At 64.8% G+C, this 20,503-nt stretch carries 20 protein-coding genes; 11 read left to right on the top strand and 9 right to left on the bottom strand.

The window, feature by feature from the left end; all coding sequences use genetic code 11:
* Positions 1 to 4: 4 nt before the first annotated feature.
* Positions 5 to 670 (bottom strand): hypothetical protein, encoded by a 666-nt coding sequence (locus tag KMZ29_RS22710; protein WP_215624378.1) that lies wholly within the window; start codon positions 668 to 670, stop codon positions 5 to 7.
* Positions 671 to 877: 207 nt separating this feature from the next.
* Between KMZ29_RS22710 and KMZ29_RS22715 the strand changes: the two genes are divergently transcribed.
* The 6 genes from KMZ29_RS22715 to KMZ29_RS22740 all read left to right on the top strand — a co-directional run bounded on the left by KMZ29_RS22715 (position 878) and on the right by KMZ29_RS22740 (position 6,828).
* Positions 878 to 1,630 carry a 16S rRNA (uracil(1498)-N(3))-methyltransferase gene (locus KMZ29_RS22715; protein WP_215621295.1) on the top strand — a complete coding sequence of 251 codons (753 nt, stop codon included), beginning with the start codon at positions 878 to 880 and terminating at the stop codon, positions 1,628 to 1,630.
* A 179-nt stretch (positions 1,631 to 1,809) separates the two neighbouring features.
* Positions 1,810 to 2,976, top strand: a complete 1,167-nt coding sequence (locus KMZ29_RS22720) for an ATP phosphoribosyltransferase regulatory subunit (RefSeq protein ID WP_215621296.1) — start codon at positions 1,810 to 1,812, stop codon at positions 2,974 to 2,976.
* A complete protein-coding gene (gene hisG, locus KMZ29_RS22725) occupies positions 2,973 to 3,950 on the top strand; it encodes an ATP phosphoribosyltransferase (protein ID WP_215621297.1) in 978 nt (325 codons plus the stop codon). Before KMZ29_RS22720 ends, hisG begins: the two co-directional genes overlap by 4 nt.
* Before the next feature lie 82 nt (positions 3,951 to 4,032).
* A complete protein-coding gene (locus KMZ29_RS22730; RefSeq protein ID WP_215621298.1) occupies positions 4,033 to 5,079 on the top strand; it encodes a glycosyltransferase family 2 protein in 1,047 nt (348 codons plus the stop codon).
* Positions 5,076 to 5,918: a ChbG/HpnK family deacetylase gene (locus tag KMZ29_RS22735; protein WP_215621299.1), complete on the top strand. Its 843-nt coding sequence runs from the start codon at positions 5,076 to 5,078 to the stop codon at positions 5,916 to 5,918. The genes KMZ29_RS22730 and KMZ29_RS22735 overlap by 4 nt, the downstream gene beginning before the upstream one ends.
* 121 nt (positions 5,919 to 6,039) lie before the next feature.
* A complete protein-coding gene (locus KMZ29_RS22740; protein WP_215621300.1) occupies positions 6,040 to 6,828 on the top strand; it encodes a DUF2076 domain-containing protein in 789 nt (262 codons plus the stop codon).
* Between the two features lie 73 nt (positions 6,829 to 6,901).
* On the opposite strand, the gene KMZ29_RS22745 is transcribed toward KMZ29_RS22740, so the two are convergent.
* Positions 6,902 to 7,675, bottom strand: coding sequence for a L,D-transpeptidase (locus tag KMZ29_RS22745; RefSeq protein WP_215621301.1), 774 nt, complete (start codon positions 7,673 to 7,675; stop codon positions 6,902 to 6,904).
* Between the two features lie 293 nt (positions 7,676 to 7,968).
* Between KMZ29_RS22745 and KMZ29_RS22750 the strand changes: the two genes are divergently transcribed.
* Positions 7,969 to 8,739, top strand: a complete 771-nt coding sequence (locus tag KMZ29_RS22750; RefSeq protein ID WP_215621302.1) for a protein phosphatase CheZ — start codon at positions 7,969 to 7,971, stop codon at positions 8,737 to 8,739.
* 113 nt (positions 8,740 to 8,852) lie between these two features.
* Here KMZ29_RS22750 and KMZ29_RS22755 read toward each other — a convergent pair whose 3' ends face one another.
* Positions 8,853 to 9,368, bottom strand: a complete 516-nt coding sequence (locus KMZ29_RS22755) for a hypothetical protein (RefSeq protein WP_215621303.1) — start codon at positions 9,366 to 9,368, stop codon at positions 8,853 to 8,855.
* Positions 9,369 to 9,699: 331 nt separating this feature from the next.
* On the opposite strand from KMZ29_RS22755, the gene KMZ29_RS22760 reads away from it, so the two are divergent.
* From KMZ29_RS22760 to KMZ29_RS22770, 3 genes are all read left to right on the top strand, one after another.
* Positions 9,700 to 9,996, top strand: a complete 297-nt coding sequence (locus KMZ29_RS22760; protein ID WP_215603469.1) for a co-chaperone GroES — start codon at positions 9,700 to 9,702, stop codon at positions 9,994 to 9,996.
* 272 nt (positions 9,997 to 10,268) lie between these two features.
* Positions 10,269 to 11,915 (top strand): chaperonin GroEL, encoded by a 1,647-nt coding sequence (groL, locus tag KMZ29_RS22765; RefSeq protein WP_215621304.1) that lies wholly within the window; start codon positions 10,269 to 10,271, stop codon positions 11,913 to 11,915.
* 112 nt (positions 11,916 to 12,027) lie between these two features.
* Positions 12,028 to 13,224 carry a hypothetical protein gene (locus tag KMZ29_RS22770; RefSeq protein ID WP_215621305.1) on the top strand — a complete coding sequence of 399 codons (1,197 nt, stop codon included), beginning with the start codon at positions 12,028 to 12,030 and terminating at the stop codon, positions 13,222 to 13,224.
* A 14-nt stretch (positions 13,225 to 13,238) separates the two neighbouring features.
* Here the strand turns inward: KMZ29_RS22770 and KMZ29_RS22775 are convergent, their stop codons facing one another.
* On the bottom strand, positions 13,239 to 13,652 hold the full coding sequence (locus KMZ29_RS22775; RefSeq protein WP_215621306.1) for an META domain-containing protein: 414 nt from the start codon (positions 13,650 to 13,652) through the stop codon (positions 13,239 to 13,241).
* Positions 13,653 to 13,918: 266 nt separating this feature from the next.
* Between KMZ29_RS22775 and KMZ29_RS22780 the strand changes: the two genes are divergently transcribed.
* The gene (locus KMZ29_RS22780; protein ID WP_215621307.1) at positions 13,919 to 15,664 is read left to right on the top strand and encodes an ABC transporter ATP-binding protein/permease; all 1,746 of its coding nucleotides are present in this window, start codon (positions 13,919 to 13,921) and stop codon (positions 15,662 to 15,664) included.
* 48 nt (positions 15,665 to 15,712) lie between these two features.
* Here the strand turns inward: KMZ29_RS22780 and KMZ29_RS22785 are convergent, their stop codons facing one another.
* The 5 genes from KMZ29_RS22785 to KMZ29_RS22805 form a co-directional block, all read right to left on the bottom strand.
* Positions 15,713 to 15,859, bottom strand: a complete 147-nt coding sequence (locus KMZ29_RS22785; RefSeq protein WP_215621308.1) for an HPP family protein — start codon at positions 15,857 to 15,859, stop codon at positions 15,713 to 15,715.
* A 160-nt stretch (positions 15,860 to 16,019) separates the two neighbouring features.
* On the bottom strand, positions 16,020 to 17,051 hold the full coding sequence (locus KMZ29_RS22790) for a TorF family putative porin (protein ID WP_215621309.1): 1,032 nt from the start codon (positions 17,049 to 17,051) through the stop codon (positions 16,020 to 16,022).
* A gap of 387 nt (positions 17,052 to 17,438) precedes the next feature.
* Positions 17,439 to 17,873: a hypothetical protein gene (locus KMZ29_RS22795; RefSeq protein WP_215621310.1), complete on the bottom strand. Its 435-nt coding sequence runs from the start codon at positions 17,871 to 17,873 to the stop codon at positions 17,439 to 17,441.
* 75 nt (positions 17,874 to 17,948) lie between these two features.
* Positions 17,949 to 19,259 (bottom strand): glycolate oxidase subunit GlcF, encoded by a 1,311-nt coding sequence (gene glcF / locus KMZ29_RS22800; protein WP_215621311.1) that lies wholly within the window; start codon positions 19,257 to 19,259, stop codon positions 17,949 to 17,951.
* Positions 19,256 to 20,494 (bottom strand): FAD-binding protein, encoded by a 1,239-nt coding sequence (locus KMZ29_RS22805; RefSeq protein WP_215621312.1) that lies wholly within the window; start codon positions 20,492 to 20,494, stop codon positions 19,256 to 19,258. The genes glcF and KMZ29_RS22805 overlap by 4 nt, the downstream gene beginning before the upstream one ends.
* Positions 20,495 to 20,503: the final 9 nt, after the last annotated feature.

The raw sequence follows: 20,503 nt of genomic DNA on the forward strand, positions 1-20,503 counted from the left end.
CGGATCATCGCGTGAGGACGTTGCCGTTCAGGGTATCGAAGGTGCTGCCGCCCTTCCGCGTGGCGGTCGCCTCCGGCATCGATGCCGAAGAGCCCAGCACTTCGCTCAGGCTCGGCCCAGCCGGGCCTCTTGGCTGCTGCTGCGCCACCGCGCAGACTTTCTTCTGCATCGCCTCGGTATTCTTGTGGCCGGTCTTCATCTGGTCCGCGACCTGCGCCGGAATCCCGCATTTGGCGGCATGGGTTTCGATATATTTGATCATCTTGATTTCCGCCTGGCCGAAATTGCCGATCAGCTTGCAGGCTTCATCCGGGCTCGCCTTGCGGTCGCTGGCGGCCTTGATCAGCTTGCCGCGCTTCTCCGCCTCTGCGCGCAAGGGGATGAATCCCTTCATGCATTCATCGGGGGGACCGCCCGCCTGCGTCGGCGGAGCCGGGGGACGCGAGAATGCGGCGCCGGTGACGGGCGCCGCGCCCGTCGCCGGAAACGGACTGGGGGCTCCCCCGACGGAAGCAGAGGGAGCCGCGCCATTAACCGGCGGAAACGGCGAAGCGTTGCTCGGAGCGGCCTGACCGGGCAGCGGCGCCGGGAATGCGCCTTGCGCAAAACCCTGGGCGGCATGGCCGGTAACAAGGGCCACGGTAAGCGGCACAATCAGGCGGCGGATGATCAAGGTTGTTCCTCCGGCAAGGTCCAACGGCCCCAGCCTCTTCCCAATGGAAGAGCGACTTCGAATAGGGCTTTCTACGATTCCTGCCGGTTCTTAACAACCCGCCGATTTTGGCAACAGCGCGGCGTAGAGCCGCGCCGGACGCCATTAATTCCTTAATTTCGCGGTCCTTTAGGCTAAAAGGCAGCCCCGGACTGGATTACACCCATGCCTCAACTCGATTTTCGTTCGCCCCGGCTGTTTGTCGATGCCGCGCTGGCAGCGGGCGAAACGGTGGCGCTCGAGCGCAACCAGAGCAATTACCTCGGCAATGTGCTGCGGCTGGCCGCAGGCGAAACGATTCGGGTGTTCAACGGACGCGATGGCGAGTGGCAGGCGGCGATTGCGGGTCGCAAGCGGCCCGACAGCCTGACCATCGTGGCCCAGACCCGGCCGCAGGATCGCCTGCCGGATCTCGCTTACGTCTTCGCACCGCTGAAGCATGCCCGGCTCGATTATATGGTGCAGAAAGCCGTCGAGATGGGGGCCTCGTCCCTGCAGCCGGTTCTGACCCGCTTCACCCAGGTCTCGAGGGTCAACAGCGAGCGGATGCGCGCCAATGTGATCGAGGCCGCCGAACAATGCGGCATCCTCAGCATTGCCGGGGTCGCCGAACCGATGCCGCTCGATCGCTATCTGAGCCAGCGCGAAACCCAGCGCCTGCTGGTGTTCTGCGACGAGGCCGCGGATGCCACGAGCCCCCTGCAAGCGCTGCAGGGCGGCCTTGCGGCAGCCCACGGAATCGATGTCCTGATCGGTCCCGAAGGCGGATTTGCCGAGGAGGAGCGCGCGCTGCTGTTGCGGTTGCCGCGGATCCTCCGGCTCTCTTTGGGGCCCCGAATCCTGCGCGCCGACACCGCCGGCGTCGCGGCCCTGGCGCTGGTACAGGCAGCGCTCGGCGACTGGGCCGGCACGCCATAGGACCGCCGGGCGCCCTGTTCCGGCCCCTTAACAAGCCGTCAAGGGACGCTGCCAAGGGACTTGATTAAGGCACTTGATTAAGGGACTTGGCCGATCCCTGTCGAAACCCCGCCCCGGCCATGCTAATGGCTCCGCCAACGAACCCTTTGGAACCCGTTTTTCGGGATTTTGGACTTGAAATGACCGTGACCGCCGCCCTTCGTGCGACCGGATCCGCCGCTTGGGCGGACGCGCTGCTGTTGTCGTTCGCGCAGGCCGGCTACGTCCAGGCCGTGCCCGATATCCTGCAGCCCGCCGAGCCGTTCCTCGACCTCTCGGGCGAGGACATCCGCAAGAGCCTTTATCTGACCAGCGACGCCAGCGGCGAGGAACTGTGCCTTCGCCCCGACCTCACCATTCCGGTGGCGCGGGATTATCTCGCCTCCACAGGCGCCGGCCAGCCTGCCGGCTTCTGCTATCTCGGGCCGGTGTTTCGCTATCGCGGCGGCCGTCCCAGCGAATTCCTGCAGGCCGGCATCGAATCCTTCGGCCGGCAGGACCGCGCCGCGGCGGACGCGGAAATGCTGGCGCTGGCGCTCGAGGCGACCTCCACGTTCGGCCTGACCGAAGTCGAAATCCGCACCGGCGACGTGGCGCTGTTCAATGCGCTGATCGATGCCCTCGATCTCTATCCGGTATGGCGGCGGCGGCTGATCAAGGATTTCAACCGCAAGGTCAGCCTGACCGAAGATATCGAGCGGCTGACGCTCGCGACCGCACCCGGCCGCAACGAATATGAAGGCGTACTCGCAGCCTTGGCCGGCTCCGACCGCAAGGCGGCGCTGGCACTGGTCACCGACCTGATGTCGATCGCCGGCACCACCAATGTCGGTGGCCGCACCGTCGCCGAAATCGCCGACCGCTTCCTCGAACAATCGACCCTGAAGGGCGGCGCGCTGCCGCGCGACGCGCTCGGCATCATCAAGCGCTTCCTCGCGATCGCGGGCGATCCCGACGACGCGGTCGCGCAATTGCGCGCGCTGGCCGCCGACGCCAGGCTCAACATCACCGCCGCGATCGACCAGTTCGAAAGCCGGGTCGGCTTCATGGCCGCGCGCGGCATCGATACCTCCAAGACCCGCTTTTCCACCTCGTTCGGACGCGGCCTCGATTATTACACCGGCTTCGAGTTCGAACTGCATGCGAAGGGCAACGGCGCCGAACCGCTGGTGGCGGGCGGGCGTTACGACGGACTATTGACCCAGCTCGGCTCGAGCGCACCGATCCCGGCGGTCGGATTTTCGATATGGGTCGAATGCCTGACGCAGGCGGGCCGCAAGCCCGGCGGCACCGGGAGCGCAGCATGACCGCGCCATTCGTTCTCGCCGTTCCCTCGAAGGGCCGCCTGCAGGAAAACGCCGAAGCCTTCTTCACGCGCGCCGGGCTTACGCTGGCAAAGCCGCGCGGCGCCCGCGACTATCGCGGCACCATCGCTGAACTCGACAATGTCGAGATCGCCTATCTCTCGGCAAGCGAGATCGCCTCGCAGCTCGCGCGCGGCACGGTCCATCTCGGCGTCACCGGCGAAGACCTCGTGCGCGAAAGCATCGCCGATGCCGACAAGCGCGTCATGCTGATCGACAATCTCGGCTTCGGCAGCGCCAATGTCGTGGTGGCGGTGCCGCAGGCCTGGATCGACGTCCGGACCATGGCCGATCTCGACGACGTCACCACCGGCTTCCGCGCCCAGCATAACCGGCGGATGCGGGTGGCGACCAAATACATCAACCTGACCCGGACCTTCTTTGCGGCCCACGGCGTCGTCGATTACCGGATCGTCGAGAGCGCCGGGGCGACCGAAGGGGCGCCGGCCACCGGCACTGCCGAAATGATCGTCGACATCACCACGACAGGCGCCACCCTTGCCGCCAACGGCCTCAAGGTGCTGGACGACGGCGTGATCCTGCGCAGCCAGGCCAACTTGGTGGCGTCCAGGGACGCCGACTGGTCGGTTGAAGCCCGCGAGACCGCGCGCGTCATCCTGGATCACATTGCCGCTCGGGCCCGCGCCAGCAAGTATCGCGAAGTCCGCACCCGCTTTGCCGGCTGCGACGCCGCGCTATTGGCGGAAGCCCATAACCGCTTCGGCGTGGTCTCGCCGTTCGGCGGGCCGACCTCGTCGGGGATGGTCACGCTGCACTGCCCGCCCGCGCAGCTCTACGCACTCGGCAGCTTCCTCCGCGCCCACGGCGCCGACACGGTATCGGTGGCATCGCTGGACTATGTGCTCGACCGCGACAATCCGCTGTTCGCCAGGCTCGAGGCCTTCCTGCGAAGTTAGGGCGGAAAGTGCTTCGTTCATCGTAGCGACAGCTGGCAACGAGTACCATATGTTGTTCCATGAAGAATTTGGAACCTGATCGATGATGCTGGGTACGGACGTTTCTGACCTGTCGACCACTGCGGCCACCGCCGCGGCGCAGGGGCTGTCGATCGTCGTCCCCATCTATAATGAGGCAGCCGGGCTGGCCCTTTTCCACGAGCGGCTTGGCGCCCTGGCGAAGACGCTCCGGAAGCGCTACGGCCTTGGTTGCGAGGTGGTCTATGTCGACGACGGCAGCGCCGACGCCACGCTCACCATTGCGCGCGAACTCGCCGCCGACGGGCTCGACGTCCAGGTGGTGTCGCTGTCGCGCAACTTCGGCAAGGAAGCCGCCCTGATGGCGGGCCTCGACCACGCCCGGCGCGGCGCGGTGCTGTTCATGGACGGCGACGGCCAGCATCCGCCCGCCCTGGTCGAGCAACTCGTCAGCCACTGGATCGATGGCGGCTTCGACGTGGTCTATACCGCCAAGGCTCACCGCGACAACGAATCGGCGCTGCGGCGCATCGCCGTGCATGGCTTCTACGCGCTGATCAATTGGGGCGCGCGGCAGAAAATCCCGGAAGACGCCGGCGACTTCCGCCTGCTGTCGCCACGGGCCGCCGCCGCACTGCGGCAGCTTCCCGAGCGCAACCGCTTCTTCAAGGGGCTGGCGAGCTGGATCGGCTTCCGCCAGATCCGCGTCGACTACGAACCGGCCGCCCGCGCCCACGGCGTCACCACCTTCAGCCCGGGCCGGCTGATCGGGCTTTCGATCGAGGGCCTGACGTCCTTCTCGGTGGCGCCCTTGCGCTTCGCCAGCCTGCTCGGCGTCCTGCTCGCAACCGTCGCCTTCCTGTTCGGTCTTTCCATCCTCTGGGAAACCCTGGTGAGCGGGAAATCGGTCCCCGGCTATCCCTCGCTGGTGGTCGGCCTGATGACCATCGGCGGCGTGCAGCTGATCATGATCGGCATCGTCGGCGAGTATATCGGCAAGATCCTGTCCGAGCTGAAGGCGCGTCCGATCTATTTCGTGGCCGAGCACAGCGTGAAACGCGTCGAGGCGGACGCAGCCGCCGGCGTCAGCGAACGGACCGCCGCGGAATGAGCGACGACGCACCGCGCCGCATCTGGCTGTGCGCCGACGATTACGGTCTCAGCCCCGGCGTCAATCGCGCCATTCGCGACCTGATCGAGCGCGGCCGTCTCAACGCCACCTCGGTGATGGTGGTGGGCCCCTCGATCGGCCGCAACGAAGTCCGCGCGCTCGAATCCGCCGCCGCCAACAGTCCCCGTTGCGCCATCGGCCTGCACGTCACGCTGACGGCGCCGTTCAGCCCGCTGACCATGCACTTCCGGCCGACCGATGGCGGCATCTTCCTGCCGTTTCCGAAATTGCTGCGCGCCGGCCTGTTACGGCGGCTCGATCCCGAGATCATCTATGATGAACTGATGCTGCAGCTCGCGGCGTTCGGCGAGCTGTTCGGCCGGGCGCCGGATTTTGTCGACGGCCACCAGCACGCGCAGCTGTTTCCCGGGGTGCGCGACGCCTTTCTGACCGCGGTGAAGGAAGCAGCACCCGATGCCTGGGTGCGCCAGGGCGGACGCCGGCAGCCTTTGGCCCGGCGGCTCGGCGCGCCCAAGGCGCTGGTGCTCGACATCCTGAGCGCCCAGTTTCGACGCCGCGCCTCGCGCGCCGATATCGCCTTCAACCCCGGCTTCGCCGGCGCCTATGACTTTACCCGGCAGCCGGATTTCAGCGCGCTGATGCACCAGTTCCTCGATGAACTGCCGGAGGACGGCCTCATCATGTGTCACCCCGGCTTTGTCGATGACGTCCTGGTCAGCCTCGACCCGCTGACCGTACAGCGCGAACACGAGCACGCCTTTCTCGGCGGCGAGCATTTCCCGCGGCTGCTGGCGGCGAACAAAGTTACACTGGGCTGATTTGCCTCGGAAATCCCCGCCAGGCGTTTTGTCGCATACGGAAATTTAATCCGCCCCGCCACTACTTGCGACACAAACCGCCCCTACATCTCCCCCGCGCTTCGACGCGAAGGAGAAAGCCATGACGCCGCAAGAACGCCAATTGATTGACGATCTTTTCGACCGGCTCTCGAGGGTGGAGAGTGCGCCACGCGATCCCGACGCCGCGGCTGCGATCGCTCAGGGCCAGCGCCAGGCGCCGAACGCCGTTTATGCGCTGGTGCAGACCGTCCTGTTGCAGGACGAAGCGCTGAAGCGCGCCAACAGCCGCATCCAGGAACTGGAGGGCGCAGGCGAACAACACCCGTCCGGCAGCTTCCTCGATTCGATGCGGGAGACGATCTTCGGGCAGAACCCGCAGCGCGGCTCGGTGCCCAATGTCCGGCCGCCGGAGCTTCCGGGCCGCCCGACATGGAACAGCGGCCAGGTCATGCAGCAGGCGCAAAATCCCGGGCAATATGCCCAGCCGCCGTACGGCCAGCCTTATGGCGCGCCGCAGGCGCCGATGGGCGGTGGCGGTTCGTTTCTCGGAACGGCGGCCGCAGCCGCCGCCGGCGTGGTCGGCGGATCGTTGCTGCTCGGCAGCATCCGCTCGATGATGGGCGGCGGCCACCAGCAGGGCTTCGGCGACACCGCGGGCCATCGCGGCGGAGTTGAAGACCGCAGGCCGTGGGGCGATCAATCCGGCGGCGATCTGGCCAAGGATGCCGGCATCAACGACATCGGTTCGTCCGGAAGTTCGCGCGCGGGATTGTTCGATTCGAACGACAATTCACGCGACGGATATTTCGATACCGCCTCGAACGATGACGATCACGACGACTTGGATCTCGATTCCGATGACTTCGGCGGCGACGGCGACACCGCCTGAGGAGTTTCTGCCGTGACACAGGCAAACGGCCGCTCCGATCGAGCGGCCGTTTTCATTTGAATCGCAGCGCAGCCTAGATGACGACCACCTTGGCGCCGACACTGACGCGGCCGTACAGATCGATCACGTCGTCATTGCGCATCCGGATACAGCCGGACGAGACGTTGGTGCCGATCGTCCAGGGCTCGTTCGAGCCGTGGATGCGGTAGAGCGACGAGCCCAGATACATCGCGCGGGCGCCGAGCGGGTTTTGCGGCCCGCCTTCCATGTGCCGCGGCAGATCCGGGCGGCGCGCCAGCATTTCCGGCGGCGGCGTCCAGGCCGGCCATTCCTTCTTGGCGGAAATCGTCTTGACTCCCGACCAGGTGAAGCCGGGACGGCCGACGCCGATGCCGTAGCGCAACGCCTTGCCGTCGCCCTGCACCAGGAACAGGAACTTGTTGGGGGTGTCGACGACGATCGTGCCGGGACCTTCCTTGCCGTGATACTCGACCAGCTGCTTCTCGTATTTCGGATCGAAGGCGGGACGCGCGGGTTCGCTGACGTCTTCCTGCCGGCGCATGGCCTGCTCGGGACCCATCGGCGGCAGCAGCGCACGGCGCGGTTCGTAGGACGGCTGCGCCTGGTAGCGGCCGCCTTGCGAGGGTCCCTCACCGAACAGGAACTCGATGAAGCCGCCGCCCATATTTGCGCGCTCGGCGTAAGCGGTTCGCACCGGCCGCTGCGCGGGCTGGTCGGCATAGATCACGGCGGGTTCGGCAGCCGGACCGGCTTCGATTGCCGCGGCCTGATTGATGCCGGCGAGAAAGGAGGCGCCGGCGAGGAACGCGAGAGACATTTTTATCATCGACGTACTCTGTACTGTTTCGTCGTGGGAGCGCCGGAGTCAGCGCCTTTGCACGCCCCCAATTAAGATCAAAAGCGCCTCGGTTTGGTAAACGGAATCGCCGTTTCGATTCACCACGTCGCCAGTTGCATGCGGTTTCGAGCGGTAGCGTTTATTTTCGATGAACGCAGAGCCCGCATGGTTAATCGTTGGTATGCGGCGATCCTCGCGCGTCTCTCGAAGAGTTCCCGGCGTGAACCTGACGTTAAATCGCATCTGTCTAAAACGTCACGAGTGAAGTCAGGAAAGAGCTCATGCCGATCCCTCGCAGACGTTTTCGTATCGAAGAAGCTATCGGCGGCGACATGCCGATGCCCGCAGCGGTGGACGGCGACGTCGGTCCGATGCATCACGAGATCATGAACGAACTTCGCGCCATCCGTGCCCAGATGGCGAAGCCGAACCACAGCGCGACAACGGAAACCGTCGGCGAGTCGGTCAACCGCGAGATCGCCGAAGCCCACACGCTGCTGGAAACCTACCGCGCCCAGATCGAGCAGTGCGAGAAGCTCAAGGTCGAACTCGACCTGATTCACGACGCCATCAACCGCACCAAGCGGGAAATCGCGGTGCTGCATGGCAAGAGCTTCAACGGCCAGGAAATGGCCAAGGTCAATGGCGAGCTCGGCGCCGTGGTCGGCGGCACCGAGGAAGCGACCCAGCAGATTCTGGAGGCCGCCGAGTCGATCGACCAGGCCGCCAGCGCGCTCAGCAAGGTTAATTCAGCGGATCAGCAAAAGATCCTCAGCGAGGAAATCCAGGAGCGCGTCGTCTCCATCTTCGAGGCCTGCAATTTCCAGGATCTGACCGGTCAGCGCATCAACAAGGTGATGACCACGATGAAGTTCATCGAAAACCACATCAACGCGATGATGGACATCTGGGGCGGCGTCGACGCCATCAAGGCGCATGCCCCGGCGATCGTCGATGATCGGGAAGGCGACGCCAAGCTCTTGAACGGTCCGAAGCTCGATGGCGATGCCGGTCACGCCTCGCAGAACGACATCGACGCCCTGTTCGACTGAATTCGGTCTACATTCGACCAGCAAAAAACGCCGGCCCCGGGGGGGGCCGGCGTTTTCCTTTTCGGAGACAGTCGTTCCGGGGCGGCGCGAAGCGTCGAACCCGGAATCTCGAGTCAGGCGCGGGGCGCGCAGCGGACGTAGACCATGTTGCCGTAGCGAACCGCGGCATCCTTGTCGACGAAGCGGGTCACCAGCACGCGGCCGTCGAAGGAAACGATCTCGCGGTCCTGCTCGCCGGGGGTCGGTCCGGCGGGACCGATATAATTCTTGCCGCTCGGGCTGCCCTTCAGACGCAGCTCCTGCGGCGTCGCCTGGTCGGCCAGATGCATGACCACGCCACCGGTGCCGCCGGCCGTAATCACATAGGGCTGCTTGCATTGCGCCCGCGCCGCCGCCTCGGTACGCGCGCGGTCATTGGGGTTCTGGTAGGAGGCGAGGCCCCAGCGGCCGACGATCTCATCGGAGCGGATGGTGGCCGGCATTTCCGGGGCGACGCCGGGCTCCGGCGCCGGGGGAGGCGATGACGAGAATGACGGCAGGCTCATACTCCCGCACCCGCCGAGGAATATCGTCAGCGCGGCGGCGATCCCCAGATTGCCGACCGCACGCGCGTTAAGTGACCTGACCATGGCATTCCCCCGAGCAAAAATTCGTGGCCGCACCCGTCCCGCAGCCAAGCGTAAAACTCCTGTCGGAGCAATGACGTCCACTAAAATACGCCGACGCGCCGATTTGGTTTCCTGGCAGCATCCTATATCAGCCTCACCAATGGCTTAACCCCCCATTGCTTGACAGGATCGGCGCCAAGCCATATTCCCGGGCCCACTATTAGCACTCCGAGATCGCGATTGCTAAGGGCGCGAGCTGCCCTGCCCCTGGCAGTGCCGCATGCGCCCCGTGTTCAGAGCCATTTTCGATGGCAAACCAGACCTGAAAACCGAGCCTCCAAAAGGAACCGTCATGGCTAAATCCAAATTTCGTCCTCTGCATGACCGTGTCGTGGTCAAGCGCATCGACGCCGAAGAGAAGACCAAGGGCGGCATCATCATCCCCGACAGCGCCAAGGAAAAGCCCTCCCAGGGCGAGGTCACGGCAGTCGGTCCGGGCGGCCGCGACGAATCCGGCAAGCTGATCCCGATCGACCTCAAGGTCGGCGACCGCGTGCTGTTCGGCAAATGGTCGGGCACCGAGGTCAAGCTCGACGGCGAGGAGCTCCTGATCATGAAGGAGAGCGACATCATGGGCGTGCTGACGTAAGTCCGACCAAAACAGACGCCGCACACCAGTCGTCGCGGGCGGGGTCGTTGCTTTCTTCCCTTCTCCCCTTGTGGGAGAAGGTGATCCTCGCGAAGCGAGGATCGGATGAGGGGTCTCTATCCGCGGAAACAGACCCCTCACCCGTCACGAACGCGCTTCGCGCGTCCGTGCCACCCTCTCCCACAAGGGGAGAGGGGAAGAGAAGCCCGGCCATGGCAGCGACCAACTAAGCGGCGAACGACCGTTTCCAATCATTCCAGGAGTAGATTCCAATGGCTGCCAAAGACGTTAAATTTGCCGGAGACGCGCGCGACCGCATGCTGCGCGGCGTCGATATCCTCGCCAATGCGGTCAAGGTGACGCTCGGTCCCAAGGGCCGCAACGTCGTGATCGAGAAGAGCTTCGGCGCGCCGCGCATCACCAAGGACGGCGTCACCGTCGCCAAGGAGATCGAGCTCGAGGACAAGTTCGAGAACATGGGCGCGCAGATGCTGCGCGAGGTCGCTTCCAAGACCAACGATACTGCGGGCGACGGCACCACCACGGCGACCGTGCTGGCGCAGGCGATCGTGCGGGAAGGCGCCAAGTCGGTTGCCGCCGGCATGAACCCGATGGACCTCAAACGCGGCATCGAGATCGCCGTGCATGCCGTGGTCAAGGACATCGAGAAGCGCGCCAAGCCGGTGGCCTCGTCATCCGAGGTGGCCCAGGTCGGCACCATCTCGGCCAACGGCGACGCCGCGATCGGCAAGATGATCGCCCAAGCGATGCAGAAGGTCGGCAATGAGGGCGTCATCACGGTCGAGGAAAACAAATCGCTGGAGACCGAGGTCGACATCGTCGAGGGCATGAAATTCGACCGCGGCTACCTGTCGCCCTATTTCATCACCAACGCCGAGAAGATGACCGCCGAGCTCGAGGACGTCTACGTGCTGCTGCACGAGAAGAAGCTGTCCGGCCTGCAGTCGATGCTGCCGGTGCTGGAGGCCGTGGTGCAGTCGGGCCGTCCGCTCCTGATCATCGCCGAAGACGTCGAGGGCGAGGCGCTGGCGACGCTGGTGGTCAACCGCCTGCGCGGCGGCCTGAAGGTCGCCGCCGTCAAGGCGCCGGGCTTCGGCGACCGCCGCAAGGCGATGCTGGAAGACATCGCGATCCTGACCGGCGGCCAGCTGATCTCCGATGAACTCGGCATGAAGCTCGAAAGCGTCACCGTCAACATGCTCGGCCGCGCCCGCAAGGTCGTGATCGACAAGGAGAACACCACGATCGTCAACGGCTCGGGCAAGAAGAAGGACATCGAAGCCCGCGTCACGCAGATCAAGGCGCAGATCGAGGAAACCACCTCGGACTACGACCGCGAGAAGCTGCAGGAGCGGCTGGCCAAGCTCGCCGGCGGCGTCGCGGTGATCCGCGTCGGCGGTGCGACCGAGATCGAGGTCAAGGAGAAGAAGGACCGCGTCGAGGATGCGCTGAACGCCACCCGCGCGGCGGTGCAGGAAGGCATCGTGCCGGGCGGCGGCGTCGCACTGCTGCGCGCCAAGAAGGCGGTCGGCCGGATTCACAACGAGAATCCCGACGTCCAGGCCGGTATCAACATCGTGCTGAAGGCGCTGGAAGCTCCGGTCCGCCAGATCTCGGAAAACGCCGGTGTCGAGGGCTCGATCGTGGTCGGCAAGATCCTCGAAGACAAATCCGAAACCTTCGGCTTCGACGCGCAGACCGAGGAATATGTCGACATGGTCGCCAAGGGCATCATCGACCCGGCCAAGGTGGTGCGCACCGCGCTGCAGGACGCTTCTTCCGTGGCCGCGCTCTTGGTGACGACGGAAGCCATGGTCGCCGAACTGCCGAAGGAGCCGGCGCCGCCGATGCCCGGCGGTGGCGGCGGCATGGGCGGAATGGGCGGCATGGGCTTCTGAGGCGCCCGCCTCCCGGCATTGCCGATCGACGAAGGCCGCCTCCGGGCGGCCTTCTTTTTTATCGAAAAAGCTCTACGGTAACGTCCGATTCTGCTTTCTCGAGGACGTTGATATGCGCGCGCTTCTGTTCTGCCTGGCCGGTCTGGCGATGGCTTTGCCGGATTTCGCCTTCGCTCAAACGAAGCCCCCGGCCAAATCCGCGTCCAACGCCAACGAGGTCCGGTATTTCACGGCGATCGACGGGTTGATGGACGGCAACGCCGACGTTGTGCTCAAGGAAACCCGCATGGGCAAGACCGTCACCGCGGCGGTGCTCGACGTCTGCTATCCCGTGGCCAAGGGCTCCGATCGCAAGGACCGCTTCGTCGCCAACCTCGCGATCAACGGACAGACCCTGAGCGGCACCACGCAGAGCATTGCCGACAAGTTGCCGGTCACGGTGAAACTGCTGCGCAAGCCGACCGGCGACACCTTCGAATTCAGGGGACAAATCAACGTCGGCCAGAGCGTGACGGAGGTCGCCTCGACCGAAAATTCCGATCTCAGCGAAAAGGAATTCCAGGAAAACCAGACCAGCGACGACGGCATCACGGCCAACCCCAAGGATTTTTCCGAAGTGTCGCCGGAATCGGTCGGCGTGCGGGTGAAGCTCGACGCAGCGCTGGATTTCCTGAAGAGCCTGAAGGGACAGGATCTCGAGGTTTCCCTGAGCAGCCTGGGCGTGTCCTGCGATGCGCTGCGCGCCGGCCAGCAGACCATCAACATCAATATCGATCCGGAACGATCGGCCGCGCTGATCGCGAAAGCCAAAGCCTCGCCCGGCGTGGTCGCCGCCGGCTGGACCAGCGGCGTCGTGGAGATGGATCGCACCATCCGTTTTTCCGCCGCCGACTGGCGCGACGGCGACAAGCTCAACCGCGACAAGCTCGCGGCAGCGATCTCCGGCGTGCTGGCAACGACACTGGTGGCGAAGGCGTCGTCGTCGGCATGGGACGCCAACACCGGAAAGCTGAAACTGACCTTGAAGCGCCCGAGCCAGATTTTCCCGGCGCTCGGCCTCACCGAGACGGTCGAGGTCACCGCTTTGGTGTCGCCGGACAAGCCCGGCGCGACCGACCGGCTGATGCTGTGGATCGGCAGCCCCGCCATTTCGACGGCGGACGAAACCTCAGGTCCCAAGCTCAATCTGGCCGACGAGTCCAGCCTCGACGAGGAAGCTGAGCAAAAGGACGACAACGGCTCGGTTGACGCGCTGGCCAAGGAATTCAAAGGCCAGCGCTGGGACGGCGACAAAAACGACTGGAAATAGCCCGACAGGAGATCTCAGTTGGTATTGATGCGGAAGCGTAGCGTTTTGCTACCGATGAGGGACACGAAATCGCCCTGACGCTTCCAGGTCGCGGCTTCGCCGAGGGCGGCGACCAGTTCGTCATCGGCCTGCGCCCGCGCCGGGGGACAGGAACGATCCTCCAGCGGCCCGGCGACGAAGATCACGGTATTGCCCGCCACCGAAAACTGGCCCTTGCCGCCCTTGCACCACAGCTCGAGGATCACTTCACCGGCGTCGCCGATATCCAGCGTCGGCAGCCGCTTCGACCCCGGCTGACGCGCCGCGTCGAGCGTCATTTCGAGCCCGAACGGAAAGCCCTCATCGGCGCGCGCCGGCGCGGCGTTCAGAGCGGCCGCGGCCAGGACCAATGCTGCGGCCCGCGGCAAATACGTTGGCGATGAAATCATGAAGCCTCTCGCAATATTGCTACCCTGATGGCCGCGCCGTTCTAAAGAATGCGCGCGACATTGACCAGATCGGGCCCGCCGGTGCGCGACGCCAAAATCCGCTCACAACCTCGCGAAGTCAGAAGGTCCCCCGCCCCTCGCCGCAGCGGCCATGCTAGGGTTGCTCCGAAGGCAGCGACAAGCTGCCGCAGGCTGCGAAACCTGATACTCCTCGATTCTTCCATTTTTTCAGGCCCTTGAGGCCATCCCCCTGGAGACGTTGATCTGTGAACAATATCCGCTCGACGCTCGCGACCGTATGGCGGATCGCTGCCCCCTATTTCCGTTCCGAAGACAAATGGGCAGGCCGCGCGCTGCTCGCGGCGGTGATCGCGACCGAGCTTGCCATCGTCGGCATCACGGTCCTGCTCAATCAATGGAACAGCCGCTTCTACAATGCACTGCAGGAGCGCAACTGGGACACCTTCGTCTCCGAGATCATCTATTTCAGCGTGCTGGCCGCTATCTACACGATCATCGCGGTCTACCAGCTCTATCTCAATCAATGGCTGCAGATCCGCTGGCGGCAATGGATGACCAAGCAATATCTCGGCGAGTGGCTGCATCAGGCCAACCACTACCGGATGCAGCTCCAGGGCGACGCCGCCGATAACCCCGACCAGCGCATGACCGACGACGTCAAGCTGTTCGTCGAACGGACGCTCAACATCGGGGTCGGTCTCTTGAGCTCGGTCGTCACGCTGGCGTCCTTTGTCGCCATCCTGTGGGGCCTGTCCAACGCCGCCCCGCTGCACATGTTCGGAACGGATTTCGCAATCCCCGGTTACCTGGTCTGGGGCGCGCTGATCTATGCGGTTCTCGGCACCGTCCTGACCCATCTGATCGGCTGGCCACTGGTCGGTATCGATTTCCGGCAGCAGCGGTTCGAGGCGGATTTCCGTTTCAATCTGGTGCGGGTCAGGGAAAATTCCGAACAAATCGCGCTGCTGCGCGGAGAGGACGCCGAGCGCGAACGCCTCCTGGTTCGCTTCGGACGCGTGGTCGAGAACTGGCTCGCCATCATGAGCCGCACCAAGAAGCTGACGGCGTTCACCGCCAGCTATTCGCAGGCTTCGGTGATCTTTCCCTACATCCTGGTCGCGCCGGCCTACTTCGCGCAAAAGATCCAGCTCGGCGGCATGATGCAGACCGCATCGGCGTTTTCCAGCGTCCAGGGCGCGCTGTCGTTCTTCATCAACGTCTACCGCCAACTGGCGGAGTGGCAGGCGGTGCTGAACCGCCTCGACGGGTTCGAGGCGGGGATTGCGGCGGCGAGCGCGCTGGCAACCCGCGACGAACGGATTCACGTCGTCGAGGCGGCTGGCGGCGGCGCCATCGACCTCAAGGAACTGACGGTCCGTCTGCCGAACGGAACGCCGCTGGTCAGCGCCGACGGTTTCAGTTTGCGCAAGGACGAGCGCACGCTGGTCACCGGTCCGTCGGGCTCGGGCAAGTCGACGCTGTTCCGTGCGATTGCCGGCATCTGGCCGTTCGGGGCGGGCTCCATCGCCATCCCGGCGAAGGCGACGCTGATGATGCTGCCGCAGCGGCCGTATTTCCCGGTCGGATCGTTGCACGGGGCGGTCGAGTACCCCGGCAAAGAGGGGACGTTTACCGCCGGCCAGATCGGCAATGCACTCGAAGCGGTGGGATTGCCCGGGCTCGCCTCGCAACTCGACGAACACGCTCACTGGAACCGGATGCTGTCGCTCGGCGAGCAACAGCGCCTCGGGCTCGCACGCGCGCTGCTGCATGCGCCGCAATACCTGTTCCTCGACGAGGCGACGGCGTCGCTCGACGAACCTTCCGAGGCCGCGCTGTATCAGCTCCTCCGGGACAAATTGCCGGCCACCACCATCGTTTCGATCGGCCATCGCTCGACGCTCGATGCCTTCCACCAGCGCAACGTCGTGCTCACCCGCGACGGCGACCGGTTTGCGCTGCAGAGCGGCGGCGAGAATACCAGGCCGTGATGGCCAAGCGCGTCACAACCGGCGCCGCAAACCAGGCATGCGGCCCGGTCACATGCAGCATGGCGAGCCGAACCGGGTCGCCACGACATCGCCGCCGATCAGGGCGCGCGGCTGCGCCGGCTTCACCTCCGGCGATCCAACCACCACCACCATCGACGTCGCAAACGGGATGATCACCGGCGGATAGCGGGACACAAACAGCCGCCGATGGCGATGGCAGCGCCAAGGTCCGCAATAGCTCCCGCGGTGGATCGCGTCCACGCCGCCTGCAGCCAGTCCCGCTCCATCCGGGCACCCACAAAACAAAAGGGGCGGCAGATCGCTCTGCCGCCCCTCGAGGTCTCGGGAGAATGACTTACTTCAGGCTGGTCATCGCGGTCAGGTCAGCCGAGAGCTTGACGATGCCGGCCGCGCCGCACCAGCTCGAGCCAACACCGGTCGGATTGATCGCCGTGATGGAGGTTCCAGACGCCGCAGTGATGTTTCCGCGGGCTGCGAAATCGCTGGTGAAGGCGTTGCAATCACCCTTCGACAGATCGGTGTCGGAGTAGCGGATATCGAGCGTGAACACCTTGTAGGTGAAACCGACACCGATGTTCCAGGTGTTGTAGTCGGCGTAGTTGATGCCGTTCGGGAACGGTCCCGCAAAGCCAGGATTGGTAAAGCCCGTTCCGTAGAACGAATCGGAGGTTCCAAGCCACTGCCGGCCGAACTCGCCGGAGACATACATGCCGAGGCCGCTGCTGCCGAATGTGGAGCTGGGCGCAGTGAACTTGCCGGTGATCGACGCGTAGTTGCCCCAGGCGCCGGAGTTCAGGAAGCTCGGGGTATAGTATTCGTTGGCGCCGATCTGGAACATGTCGTTGATGGTGTAGTTCACCTTGGCGTAGCCTTCAAAGAAGCTCAGGTTCTTCTTGATGACGTTGCCGTTGACCAGGGCGTTGGTCGCGCATTCCGCGCTGAGCGGTTGCCCCGCCGTATCGACCGCGGCGCCGTAGTGGCAGGTTCCGCCCGGATACAGGTAGCCCCAAACACCGAAATCGAAAGCAAACGCGCCGAAGGTCGGGCGAATACCGCCGTAGATGTCAATTTCAGCCGCGGCGCGGTTCGGGAAGGAGATGCTTGCGCCCGCCAGGCCGGCGTAGAGCTGCACGTCCTTGGTGACGTTGTAGCGCGGCTCGAAGTAGGCCGAGACCGAGGGCTTGTGGTTGGACTGAGTGATGCCGCGGAACACGTAGTCGTTCGTGATCGAGCTGCCGAAGGCGATATCCCAGGGATCGAACGCGGGCGGCGGCGGCGCCTTGACGGCCTTGACGCGCAAGTCCGCAGCAAGAGCCGAACCCGATACCATTGCCAGCGCCGTTGCCAACAAAGCCAACTTTTTCATGACGATCCCCATCACCTTTAAAACAGTCCAGTTCCGGGCCCCCCAGGGACGAGCGATAACCGACTGCGACCAATTCCTAACGTGACGGCAATCTGAAACGGGCCACCGGGTGAGTGAAGCGGAAAAGACAAGCATCTGCCGCCTTTTTAGGCGTTATGGCCATTTCATGAAATCTTGTCAGCGAGTGTTGCATTCCGACAACAATTTTCTGGTCTCCAGTATCGGCTGAGATGCATTGGAACCCGGCTGACCCCGCAAAACCACGGACTTCTCTGCCGATCGAAGGGCCGCCGAATCGGCGGCACACGCGGTCGGGTTGCCCGGACCCGGACAAAAAAGGCCGCAGCGGATGCTGCGGCCTTTGCAACGCGATCTGCGCTTTGGCTCTTACTCGATACGGGTATCGTCATCCCCGCCGGAGGACTGCTCCCACGACGGTGCGGGGCTTGGGGCCGCAGGGCTGGGCGACGCCCAGCTCGGGGCCGGTGCCGGCGCCGGCGCAGCCATGGGCTCCGGCGCTGCGGGTTTCGCTGCGGCAGGCTTGCGAGCGGCAGGCTTGCGAGCGGCGGGCTTGGCGGCCGCCTTCTTCTTGGCGGGGCTCTTCTTGGCGCTGGCCTTCTTCGCAGCCTTCTTGGCCGATTTTTTCGGTGCCGATTTCTTGGCCGATTTCTTGGCTGATTTCTTCGCGGCCTTCCTGGCCTTCTTCGCCGACTTGGCGGCCTTCTTCGAAGATTTCTTGGCGGATTTCTTCTTCGCCGTCACAGCACTCTTCTTGGCTTTCTTCGCCTTCTTGCCCTTCTTGCTCTTCTTGCCTTTAGCCATCGTGAACCTCCTGTTGCCGCCGAATAATGTCCATCAGGCGTTTCAAGTCGTCCGCTTCCGCACGGGGCCAATCGATCAGTTCAATCCTGGCCGGGGACCGCCTGTCGCCCAATCGAGAAGCTCAATTGTGTGCACCACAGGAACTGACGTGCCGCCGGCAATCTGAACCATGCATCCAATATTGCCCGCAGCAATCATGTCCGGCTTCACTGTCGCAATATTGGCGACCTTTCGATCGCGCAATCTGCTCGCAATGTCGGGCTGGAGAATGTTGAAGGTCCCCGCCGAACCGCAACACAAATGGCTCTCGGGTACATCTTTCACCACGAATCCGTTCTTGGAAAGCAATTCTTTCGGAGCGTGCGTGATTTTCTGTCCGTGCTGCAGCGAACAAGCGGAATGATAGGCGACCGTGATGTCGCGTTGCTGCTGCGCCGGCTGCAGTTCGATGCCGCCGACATATTCCGTAATGTCCTTGGCCAGCGCCGAAACCCTGGCGGCGGGGCCTGCGAAATCGCGGTCCTCGCGCAGCATGTAGCCGTAGTCCTTGATGACCGTGCCGCAGCCCGACGCCGTCACCAGGATGGCATCGAGACCGTTCCGCTCGGCCTCCCCGAGCCAGGCCCCGATGTTGGCGCGGGCGCGCGCCAGTGCGTCGCCGTCCTGTCCGAGGTGGTGGGTCAGCGCGCCGCAGCATTGCTCGTCCTTGACCAGCACAACCTCGATGCCGTGACGCGTCAGGAGATTGATGGCGGCCTGATTGATGCGCGGCGCCAGCACCTGTTGGGCGCAGCCCTGCAGCAGGGCGACGCGACCGCGCCGTTCGCCTTGCGCCGGAAAAACCGTTCCGCCTGCCGGTCCGGGCTTGGGCAGCCTGCCCGGCGCCAGCGCCAGCATCGCCTTGATTCGCCGCAACAATCCCGGCGATGCCGATGCGGCGGCCGGCAGCAAGGCGGCCAACGGCCGGCCGAACCGCGCCAGAATCATGCTCCAGCGAAACAGTTGCGGCCGCGGCAGCACCCAGGCCAGCACCGCTCGCAGCGCCCGCTCGGTCAGCGGCCTCGCATAGTCCCTTTCGATCCTGGCCCGCGCCTGATCGACCAGATGCATGTAGTTCACACCCGACGGACAGGTGGTCATGCAGGCGAGACAGGAGAGACAGCGGTCGATGTGCTTGACCACCTCCCGCGTCGGCGGCCGGTTCTTTTCCAGCATCTCCTTGATGAGGTAGATCCGCCCGCGCGGGCTATCGAGCTCGTCGCCGAGCAGTACGTAGGTCGGGCAGGTCGCGGTGCAGAAACCGCAATGCACGCAGGCGCGCAGGATCTTGTCGGCCTCCGCGATATCGGGATCGGCGAGCTGGGCCAGGCTGAATTCGGTCTTCATGTCGCGGCCCCTCTTATCATCCGGCCGCGATTGAGGATGTTCTTCGGATCGAAGCTGTGGCGGACGCGTTCGCTCAGGCTCGCCAGGCCGTCCGGCTGCGGATGGAATACGTCGACATTGCGCCGGGTCTGCTCGGACGCGCGTATCAAGGTGGCGTGACCGCCGGCCGCATTGACGCGGGAGCGCACCAGCGCGGCTTGGGCGTCCGGCTTGGGCGGCAGTGCCGCCCAGATCAGGCCACCGCCCCAGTCGTAGATCACGTCGCCGCCGGTGTCGCGCGACAGCGCCTGACCGAGCGCGCCGCCCGAAGCCGGCGGACAGACGATCCGCCATACCGGCCAGGCTCCCAGCGCGCCATCAGCCGCAAACGGCCGAACGTCGCGAATCGAACTCCAGATCGCCGCCGAGGCCGCATCTTCCAGCAGTTCCGCCGCGCCGAACGGCGCCAGCATCGCGGCCAACGCGGCGGCGCGATGCACCGCCGAGGCGGCGATGCCCTCCAGCCGCAGCAAGGTGAGCGCCTGCCCCGGCGATCCGAGCTCACCGAGACCGCCCGCCGATGCTCGAAATGCCGAATTCGGCAGGTGGGCCGCCCCGGACACATCGAACGGCGAGCCCAGCGCCGCCGTCATCGCGCGGTTCGCGGCAACGTCGTCCAGCCCGCGCAGCATCAGCGTGCGCTCGCTCTCGGGCCGCGGCATCACCTTCAACGTCACTTCCGTCATCACCGCGAGCGTGCCCCATGACCCCGCCAGCAATTTGCAGAGGTCGTAGCCGGTGACGTTCTTCACCACCTTGCCGCCGGCCTTGAAACTGTCGCCGAAGCCCGACACCGCATGCGCGCCCAGCAGATGGTCGCGCGCGCCGCCCGCCCGGATGCGGCGCGGGCCTGCGAGCCCGGCGCCGATCATGCCGCCGATGGTTCCGATGTCGGGCGTGCCCAACAGCGCCGACGTGTTGATCGGCTCGAATGCGAATTGCTGGTTCCTGGAATCGATCAGCGACAGCACGTCGGCAAGCGGCGCACCGGCCTGCACCGTGATGATCAGCTCGCTGGGCTCGTAGGCCACGACCGCATTCAAGGCCGACAGGTCGAGCAGCGCATTGGTCGCCATCGGCTGGCCGATCAGCCGTTTGCCGCCATGGCCGATGATTTCCAGCGGCTGCTCGCGGGCAATCGCCGCGCGCACCGCATCTTCGACGTCCTTGGCGTCACGTATGTTCAGCGTGTCCACGGGCGCCTG

Origin of the sequence: Bradyrhizobium sediminis (genome assembly GCF_018736085.1) — a bacterium.
GTDB lineage: Bacteria > Pseudomonadota > Alphaproteobacteria > Rhizobiales > Xanthobacteraceae > Bradyrhizobium > Bradyrhizobium sediminis.

What these genes read in the sequence shown, in the direction of transcription:
- KMZ29_RS22715 (WP_215621295.1), top strand. Translation starts at nt 878, where the DNA reads ATGCCTCAACTCGATTTTCGTTCGCCCCGGCTGTTTGTCGATGCCGCG.
- glcF (WP_215621311.1), bottom strand. Translation starts at nt 19,259, where the DNA reads ATGAAGACCGAATTCAGCCTGGCCCAGCTCGCCGATCCCGATATCGCG.
- KMZ29_RS22735 (WP_215621299.1), top strand. Translation starts at nt 5,076, where the DNA reads ATGAGCGACGACGCACCGCGCCGCATCTGGCTGTGCGCCGACGATTAC.
- KMZ29_RS22740 (WP_215621300.1), top strand. Translation starts at nt 6,040, where the DNA reads ATGACGCCGCAAGAACGCCAATTGATTGACGATCTTTTCGACCGGCTC.
- KMZ29_RS22795 (WP_215621310.1), bottom strand. Translation starts at nt 17,873, where the DNA reads ATGGCTAAAGGCAAGAAGAGCAAGAAGGGCAAGAAGGCGAAGAAAGCC.
- hisG (WP_215621297.1), top strand. Translation starts at nt 2,973, where the DNA reads ATGACCGCGCCATTCGTTCTCGCCGTTCCCTCGAAGGGCCGCCTGCAG.
- groL (WP_215621304.1), top strand. Translation starts at nt 10,269, where the DNA reads ATGGCTGCCAAAGACGTTAAATTTGCCGGAGACGCGCGCGACCGCATG.
- KMZ29_RS22760 (WP_215603469.1), top strand. Translation starts at nt 9,700, where the DNA reads ATGGCTAAATCCAAATTTCGTCCTCTGCATGACCGTGTCGTGGTCAAG.
- KMZ29_RS22720 (WP_215621296.1), top strand. Translation starts at nt 1,810, where the DNA reads ATGACCGTGACCGCCGCCCTTCGTGCGACCGGATCCGCCGCTTGGGCG.
- KMZ29_RS22775 (WP_215621306.1), bottom strand. Translation starts at nt 13,652, where the DNA reads ATGATTTCATCGCCAACGTATTTGCCGCGGGCCGCAGCATTGGTCCTG.
- KMZ29_RS22770 (WP_215621305.1), top strand. Translation starts at nt 12,028, where the DNA reads ATGCGCGCGCTTCTGTTCTGCCTGGCCGGTCTGGCGATGGCTTTGCCG.
- KMZ29_RS22730 (WP_215621298.1), top strand. Translation starts at nt 4,033, where the DNA reads ATGATGCTGGGTACGGACGTTTCTGACCTGTCGACCACTGCGGCCACC.
- KMZ29_RS22745 (WP_215621301.1), bottom strand. Translation starts at nt 7,675, where the DNA reads ATGATAAAAATGTCTCTCGCGTTCCTCGCCGGCGCCTCCTTTCTCGCC.
- KMZ29_RS22750 (WP_215621302.1), top strand. Translation starts at nt 7,969, where the DNA reads ATGCCGATCCCTCGCAGACGTTTTCGTATCGAAGAAGCTATCGGCGGC.
- KMZ29_RS22790 (WP_215621309.1), bottom strand. Translation starts at nt 17,051, where the DNA reads ATGAAAAAGTTGGCTTTGTTGGCAACGGCGCTGGCAATGGTATCGGGT.
- KMZ29_RS22755 (WP_215621303.1), bottom strand. Translation starts at nt 9,368, where the DNA reads ATGGTCAGGTCACTTAACGCGCGTGCGGTCGGCAATCTGGGGATCGCC.